Genomic DNA, 8,517 nt, shown 5'->3' on the forward strand with positions numbered 1-8,517 from the left:
AAACAGGGTTAATAGCCCTGTTTTTCTAAATGTGCATCGAATGGTGCCCATATATACTATTTAAATGAATTTAATCTATCAGTTTGTTGCAGGTCTTGCTGGCCTGGTTCTTGGAGGATTTGGAAGAATATTAGGCTCAGCAATTGCATTTAAATTATAAACAATTCTTCCGCCTCTGATTGTCATTTCAGTTTCTAACCTGTTTTTTCCAGCAATTTTACCATCTCTGGCATAGAAGCCGAAATTTCCTTCCCTTAAAGTAAATATGGCAACATCAGCTTCTGCACCAACTGAAAGATTACCCAGTTCTGGTCTTTTAATCTCTTGTGCGGGATTCCAGGTGCTGGCTTTGATTACACTTTGAAGATCCATTCCCATTGCCATGAATAGCGACATGATGTTTGGCATATTCTTCATTGCATTATTCATACTTCCTGTGTGAAGGTCAGTACTGATTGAGTTAGGATAGAAGCCGCTTTTAATTGCAGGGGTTCCCTGATTGAACAGGAAGCTTGATCCTCCAAAACCCACATCAAATATAACTCCTCTGTTCTGTGCTTTGATTACGTATGGTTTTACCTTATTTGTAGTTACATCAACAATTGATTCGCGTCCATTAGGGCTTGTACTTCCGTTTCCACCAAAAGCATGCGTATAGATATCGCCAGGGCGAAATTTCACGTTGAATAGTGAATCTAATGGAAGGAATGGGGTTGCGCCACCAAAATCTACGATAACCGGAAGGTTCGCCAGACGACCCGCCTCCATTAAACGATCAGTTGGTACCCATGTGCGACCGTTGAAGTGAGCAAGTTTGAAACCGACAATATCATTTGGGTATTTTTTTGCCATTTCAGCGGCTTTTTGAGAATCCATCTCATTGATGTCGTTCTCATATTTGCCACCGGCCATACCCTGACCAACAATGTTCAAAAATGCAAGTACACGGGTTTGAGATTTCTCTATCGTTTGCTTTTTATATAATTCAAAAGTTTTCCATCCAGGGCTACCTGCATCCACAACAGTTGTAACACCTGCGGGGAAAGTAAAACCATCCGCAGGTAAACTTGCCGGAGCATTCATGTAAGCATCCCCATCATGTCCCCAGAAGAAGTGAACGTGGATGTCAATTAATCCCGGAGTAACATACATACCTTTAGCATTAACAACCTGAACTCCCTCTGAAGCATTGATATTTTTTGCTATCATGGCAACTTTTCCGTCCTTAATAGCAACATCCATCACAGTGTTGATGTTATTTTTAGGATCAATAACATGGCCCCCTTTTATAACAATGTTATAAGGCTTGGGCGATTGTGCCTGAACGCTCAGATAAACAGAGAAGAGCAGGGCGAAAATAAAAAGATGTTTTTGATTCATTTTACTCGTTTTAGGTTTTTATTATTTTGGTTTATCTTATTGATTTTAAACCATTAACAAGAAATTTAATTCCTGGTTAATGGTTCACCGGTAATATGGAGTGTTAATTTATGAATATATCCCCTAGTCTGGCAATAATATTTTTTTTGTTACAGAAGGATTTGTTTTTTTGACAAAATTCTATTTTAGTAAAATATTTCTTCGCGGGGTTTAGCTTATGCTCTCTGGTAAATTTTGATTTTTACTTTTTATTTAATAGTTTTATTGACTGTATGAGTGAGCAATTAAAAATTGAGGATGTAGAATTGATGGATCGGATACGGTCGGGAGATGATATAGCACTCAAGCTTATTTACAAAAAATACTGGAATCAATTATTTTCTTCTGCATATAATGTCTTGCATGATCAGCAGGTTTGTGAGGATATCATTCAGGAAATTTTTATCAATCTTTGGAATAAAAGAGAATTAATAGAAATTAAAGTATCATTAAAATCCTATCTTTTCGCTTCAACCCGTTATGAAGTTTACAGGCAGGTTCGTTTTAGCTCAGTCCGTGAAGATTTGTTCGAGAATATATTTGAGCGCATGGAATCACCTTCTGAATATGGTAATATTGAGCATCGCGAACTGCTATCCCAGATAAATTCGATTGTAGATAAACTCTCTGCCAAATGCAAGGTGGTTTATAAATTAAGCCGTGAGGAACAATTATCACATAAGGAAATTGCATCACAACTTGATATTTCGACCAAAACTGTTGAAAATCACCTGAATAAAGCACTCCGCCAATTGAGGATTTCTCTTGGATTGTTCTAGCATTTACATTATTTTCAGTATATTAGACTATCTGATTAAGTACTCCTCAAGGCTTATACCGACCATATACCGTCCTTATACCGACCTTATACCGATATAGATAGTGTTAGACAAGTGTTGACATAAGGTTCAACGTCGTTCAGTTGTTAAGTAGTCCCTCCCTTTTATTTTAGTTTGTTAATTCTATACGCACTCTTTTCCATTGTTATCTTCCAGTTTTTAATTCCCCACCCAATGGCTATCGGGTCCCCATTTCCTATTTCCTATTTCCTATTCCCCATTTCCCATTTCCTATTCCCAATTTGTTCAGCTCTCCACCCGAATACTATCGGGTCTACACTCTCAATTATCATTTTTTTTTTATTTCAACTAGGGGATAAGCCTGTTTTTTTACTCATCATATCAAACACCCTGTTTTGGATAAGAAAGATTTTCAAAAACTATTGGATAAGTATATTGCCGGAGAGGCCTCTTTGGAGGAGGAACAGCGTTTACTTAACTTCTATGGCAGTTTTCAAAAACAACCTGAATCAGATCTGGAGATTGATCAGATAGGAGATAATATCTTTGAAAGAATTCAGGAAACAATTCAGCCCCTTGAAGAAGATCAGTATTCTTATAGATTTTATTATTTAAAATCAATTTCAATTGCAGCGATGATCTTGCTGGCTATTACCACAGGTATATATTTTTACTCTAGCAGAGAACTTGCCGAGCCTGAACATTTTGCTGAGATCGATGTCAGGAATGATATAGCTCCCGGGTATAATAAAGCTATTTTAACACTTGCAGATGGTTCAAAGATAAGTCTGGATGATGCTGCTAATGGGCTGCTTGCCAGTCAGGGGAATATCGCGATAACCAAAACAGAAAACGGACAGATTGTTTACGAAAATAACAATAGAGACAGGACTAAATTTATGGCCAATCGTTCTGTGACCAATACAATTCAAACTCCTAAAGGAGGTAAATATCAGGTTCGTTTACCTGATGGGAGTAAGGTATGGTTAAATTCGGCTTCTACACTAAGTTATCCAACTACTTTCGCCGGCAATGAACGAAAGGTTCAATTGAAAGGGGAGGCGTATTTTGAGATTTCACCCAATAAAAATATTCCTTTTCGTGTGCAAAGCGGTAACCAGATCGTAGAAGTTCTGGGTACACATTTTAACATAAACTCCTATGATGATGAAGATTACGTTAAGACAACTTTATTGGAAGGAAGTGTTAAAGTTATCCTTAATTCTAAACCAAATCTGATTTCTAATACCAGGCTACTAAAACCAGGAGAGCAGTCCTTGACTAAAGCCTCACATTCTGGTATTCGTATAGAAAATGCCGACACAGAAAAAGCTGTTGCCTGGAAAAATGGCTATTTCAAGTTCAGAAATACACCAATCAAGGAAATTATGCGTGAAATTGAACGCTGGTATGATGTTGAACTGGTTTATGAAGGTAAAATACCAAAAGATGAATTTACAGGCTTTATTTCTAACGATGTGAAGATATCAGCAGTTCTCAAAATTATGGAAGAAAGTGGTGGAGTAAAATTCACTGTAAAAGGAAAGAAATTAAAAGTTAAATCAATGCCATAAACCTTAATCCAAATAATATGATGAAAAACGATACCAGCTAATTTTATTATAGGGATTAAAATAAAAAACCGCCCCGGATTGCGCCCCGGGACGGAATAAGTTTTAGATTAATCTCTTGTATTAAATTCCGTGAGTACGAAATTTTAATTAATTAACCAAAACAAACTTAAAATGTAAAAATATGAAAAATGTTTTACTAAGTGAATGCAGTAATTCCTGCATTAACAAAGTCGGAAATTCTACCGGCAAGAGACTTATAAAGGTGGTCTCGAATCAAACGCTACGAATTATGAAGCTAACTACCATTTTAATTTTAGTTGCTTTTTTGCAGGTAAATGCAAAAGGCTTCTCGCAAAATGTTACGTTAAATGAAAAAAATTCTAACCTGGATAAAGTTTTTACTGAAATCAGAAAACAAACGGGTTATGATTTTCTTTATAATACCAGATTGCTGAGAAATACAGTTCCTGTAACTGTGAAAGCAAATAATTCTTCTTTGGAGGAGGTTTTGGATCAGGTGTTTAAAAACCAGCCCTTAACCTATACCATTACAGAGAATACAATTATTCTGAAAAGGAGAGATGAGCGATTTTTAGAGCAAACCTCTAAATTTACATTAGTACCTGATAATCGTGATTCTAGATTATTAAGTGCTCAGACATCAGCTAAAGTATCTGGTTTCACTATCGAGCAGAAACGTGCTGACATACGTGGTAAAGTAATCGATGCTACTGGCGAAGCTTTAATTGGTGTAAGTGTTCGTGTAAAAGGTTCTGATACAGGTGCATCAACGGATGTAAACGGAAATTTTACATTAAATGCTCCCGAAAATGCGATTCTGGTATTTACCTATATCGGTTATGTTACTCAGGAAGTTGCTGTAAATGGCAGAACCAACATCAATGTAACCATGGTTGAAGATCGTCAGGCATTAAGCGAAGTGGTTGTAACGGCATTTGGTGTTACCAAGGCAAAAAGAGGATTAGGTTATGCTGTACAGGAAGTTCGTGGTGAAGATTTTACCGAATCACGTCAGAACAACATCGCAAATTCACTGACAGGTAAAATTGCTGGTGTTGATGCAACCCAGGCTAACTCTGGTGCAGGTGGTTCCAGCCGTGTTATTATCCGTGGTAATACTTCATTGAATGGTAACCAGCAGCCTCTTTATGTGGTAGATGGTATGCCAATTAATAACGGAAACCGTGGGCCTGCAACAAGTTCAGGTGGTTTGAACGTTGACCGCGGTGACGGTATTTCCAGAATGAACCCTGATGATATTGCAACAATCTCTGTATTGAAAGGTGGTGCTGCTGCTGCTCTTTACGGATCACAGGCTGCAAATGGTGTAATTTTGATAACAACAAAGAAAGGTTCAGCTCAAAAAGGTGTCGGAATTGAATTTACTTCTGATGCAAATTTTGGTTCTCCATCAGTGTTCCCGAATTTCCAGTATGAATACGGACAAGGAAATGATGGTGTTAAGCCAGCAACAGCTGCTGCAGCATTGAGTTCAGGACGTCTTTCTTATGGTGCAAAAATGGACGGTTCAATGGTATTACAGTTTGATGGTGTTGCACGTCCTTATTCTCCTTTTAATGTAAAAGATAATATCAAGAATTTTTACCAGACAAGTCAGAATATTACAAATAGCGTTGCATTTAATGCAGGTAGTGAAAAATTGAGAATGAGATTATCAGTAAGTGATCTCCGTGCACAGGACCAGCAACCAAATTCAACTTATAAGAGAAAAACAGCCAACTTAAATGTTACTGGTAAAATGGGTAAGAATGATTTCTTAACTATAGAATCCAGCTTTCAATACAATGTTGTTGGAGGTGTAAACAGACCAAACGTGGGTTATGCAGAGATCAACGCCGCATGGCCTGTTTATCTTGCTGCAAACACTGTGGATGTTCGCAACATGGCTGGTACAGATCCATCAAAACCAGGTATCAATGCAGCAACAGGTAGAGAATTAGAATGGAATCCGGTACCTGCGGCTATTAACCCTTATTATGCTGCTTACCAGCTGGGAAATAAAGATGATCGTCAGGGTTTAATTGGCCGTGCGAGTGTTCAGGCGAATATTTTACCTAATTTGTTTGTAAAAGGTACTGTTGCCAGGGATTTCAATTATTACACTGAATCTTTTTATGTTCCGGCCACAAATGCATTTACACCACTTGGTTATTTCAGATCTGGGCTTGAACAAACTGATAAGACTAACTTCCAGGGTATTGTAAATTATAATCAACGTTTTTTAAAGGATAAAATTGGGTTGAATATTCTTGCCGGTGCACAAAGTGAAAGAGATGCCAACAGAAGCAGCACTGCAAACGGAACACAGTGGGTTGTTCCAGATTTCTACAGTGTTACCAATTTGGTTAATAGAGATTTAGTTAGTTACAATAATGCTACTTTGGATGGTACTGCCTCTGGTGGAACAAATTCAGTATTTGGAGAAGCAAATATTGATTATAATAATCTCCTTTACTTAACTGTAACCGGAAGACAGGATTGGTTCTCTGTATTGAATCCTGGATTTAACTCAATCTTCTATCCATCAGTTGGTGCTAGTTTTATTCTTTCTGAGGTTGTTAAAATGCCTAAGTTTATAGATTATGCAAAATTACGTTCTTCATGGGCTGAGGTAGGTAGTGCTACTGTAAATGCAGGTAGTATCAATCAGACCTATGCTGTAAGTACTCAGAATGCTTACGGTATTCCAACCTTAAGTAATCCGAATACTCTTAATAATCCTAATATTCGCCCTGTTACAGTGGCTACCATTGAAGGTGGTTTTGAGGTGCAGATGCTGAATAGCCGTATCGGTTTAGATGTGAACTACTATTCCAGAAGAACCAGAAATGACATTCTTTCTCCGCCAATTTCAGGAGCTACTGGATATGCAGCAGGTAGAAGAAATCTTGGTTTGGTTACGAACAAAGGATGGGAGATTAGTTTAACTGGTACCCCTGTTAAAAAGGATAACTTCTCATGGGACGTGAATTATAACTTTGGTTACAATCAAAGTAAGATCGTAGAACTTGCAGAAGGAATCGATGTCTTAACCTTAGGTAATGGTATCGGTGGCCCTCAAATGATAAACGCAGTTGGCTTACCTTATTCAACTGTACGTGCTTATGTTATGAGAAGGGATGCTAACGGAGCATTAGTTTACAACAAGGCAACCGGATATGAAGACAGAGTTTTACAGGATATGGGAGTAGGAAATCCTCCTTATCTGATGGGATTAGGTAATAATTTCCGTTATAAGCGATTCAGTTTAACTGTGGATATTGATTCTAAATTTGGTGCTGTGGGTTACAGTAACTTAATTCAGTATGCAACACGTTTTGGTCATACACCACAGACTCTTCCCGGTCGTGAGGGAGGTCTAACCGTAACTGGTGTTGATCAGACAGGAGCTCCATTTACTAAATTATGGGATGTAGCGACATTGGATACTTATTACAATAACTTCGGTAATGCTTATCCTGGACAATGGGTTTATAAAACTGATTTTGTCAAATTACGTCGTGCAGTATTGAAATATAATCTTCCTGTTAGTGCTCTTAAATTCATGAAAGTTCAATCAGCTTCAATTGGTATTACTGGCTTGAATCTGGCTATCCTTTATCAGGATAAGAGAACTAAAGAAGCAGGTATTGATCCTGAAATGCAGGAGACAGTGGGTAATGCACAAGGGAGTCAGGGTGTGGCTATGCCAAGAACCAGAAATATTGGCTTTAACCTGAATTTAAGATTCTAATACTAAAATCTAAGAACATGAAAAAGACATTCTTAAAATTGATATATGTGGCCGGAGCAGTTTTTGTGGTTTCAACTATACAATCGTGTAATACCGGGAAACTGACCGATCTGAACAAGAACCCGGATGCAATTGAATATGTAATTCCGGAATATTCATTTACTGCAGCAGCTTTGGGTAGTGTACCCGGTGAGAATTACCGTGCATTAGGACAGGGTTTACAATACTTCTCATCTTATAAAGAAGTTCCTGCAACCGGTGATAAATTTTATAATTTTAATGGCACTGCGGGTAATTTTAATATTTACAGAGGAGTAAACCCTACCAATAACAGTGTTAACAATACAATTCCGGTCAGCTGGAATCGTTTGTTACAATTAGCAAAGGAGATCCCTGGTGCAGAAAATGTAAATAAGCGCGCTGCGGTTGAGATTCTTAGAATTCTGGCCTTTCACCAGCAAACCGATCTGATGGGTGATATGCCGTATTCAGAAGCAATGAAAGGTTTGGACGTAATAAAGCCTAAATATGATACTCAAAAAAGTATTTATGCTGCCATGCTTACTGAACTGGAAACTGCATTGAAATCAATGGATCCTACCAAACCTAATGTATTTGGGAATGCCGATCCTTACTTCAAAGGTGATGTTGCAAAGTGGAAAAAGTTTGGTTATACCTTAATGGCTCGTTTGGGCATGCGTATGTCCGATATAGAGCCAGCTACTGCAAAGTCATGGGTTGAAAAAGCTGTAGCAGGTGGTGTTATGACATCATTTGCAGATATAGCTTACATTAAATATGCAAACGTAACAGGACAAATGAACCCACGCGTAAATACTTACATTGTTGGTGATTTTACAAGCCCTGGTGGTGATAATGTTGAAGGTAGCAAGTGGTCTGGTAAATTTATCGATCATCTGAAAAACACTTCAGATCCACGTTTACCTGT

5 protein-coding genes are annotated in these 8,517 nt (G+C 37.9%); 4 read left to right on the forward strand and 1 reads right to left on the reverse strand.

What is annotated here, in order from left to right; translation table 11 throughout:
* Positions 1-78: 78 nt before the first annotated feature.
* Positions 79-1,380 (reverse strand): amidohydrolase/deacetylase family metallohydrolase, encoded by a 1,302-nt coding sequence (locus tag VGE44_RS17780; protein WP_331081678.1) that lies wholly within the window; start codon positions 1,378-1,380, stop codon positions 79-81.
* Between the two features lie 272 nt (positions 1,381-1,652).
* On the opposite strand from VGE44_RS17780, the gene VGE44_RS17785 reads away from it, so the two are divergent.
* The 4 genes from VGE44_RS17785 to VGE44_RS17800 form a co-directional block, all read left to right on the forward strand.
* Positions 1,653-2,198 (forward strand): RNA polymerase sigma-70 factor, encoded by a 546-nt coding sequence (locus tag VGE44_RS17785; RefSeq protein WP_331081680.1) that lies wholly within the window; start codon positions 1,653-1,655, stop codon positions 2,196-2,198.
* 416 nt (positions 2,199-2,614) lie between these two features.
* Positions 2,615-3,793: a FecR family protein gene (locus VGE44_RS17790; protein ID WP_331081682.1), complete on the forward strand. Its 1,179-nt coding sequence runs from the start codon at positions 2,615-2,617 to the stop codon at positions 3,791-3,793.
* Positions 3,794-3,974: 181 nt separating this feature from the next.
* Positions 3,975-7,568: a SusC/RagA family TonB-linked outer membrane protein gene (locus tag VGE44_RS17795; RefSeq protein ID WP_331081684.1), complete on the forward strand. Its 3,594-nt coding sequence runs from the start codon at positions 3,975-3,977 to the stop codon at positions 7,566-7,568.
* Between the two features lie 17 nt (positions 7,569-7,585).
* Positions 7,586-8,517, forward strand: a 932-nt coding sequence (locus VGE44_RS17800; protein WP_331081686.1) for a SusD/RagB family nutrient-binding outer membrane lipoprotein, incomplete at its 3' end; no start/stop codon positions are given.

Source organism: Daejeonella sp. (assembly GCF_036405355.1).
GTDB lineage: Bacteria > Bacteroidota > Bacteroidia > Sphingobacteriales > Sphingobacteriaceae > Daejeonella.

Coding starts and splice junctions, on each gene's coding strand:
- VGE44_RS17785 (WP_331081680.1), top strand. CDS start 1,653: ATGAGTGAGCAATTAAAAATTGAGGATGTAGAATTGATGGATCGGATA.
- VGE44_RS17795 (WP_331081684.1), top strand. CDS start 3,975: ATGAAAAATGTTTTACTAAGTGAATGCAGTAATTCCTGCATTAACAAA.
- VGE44_RS17780 (WP_331081678.1), bottom strand. CDS start 1,380: ATGAATCAAAAACATCTTTTTATTTTCGCCCTGCTCTTCTCTGTTTAT.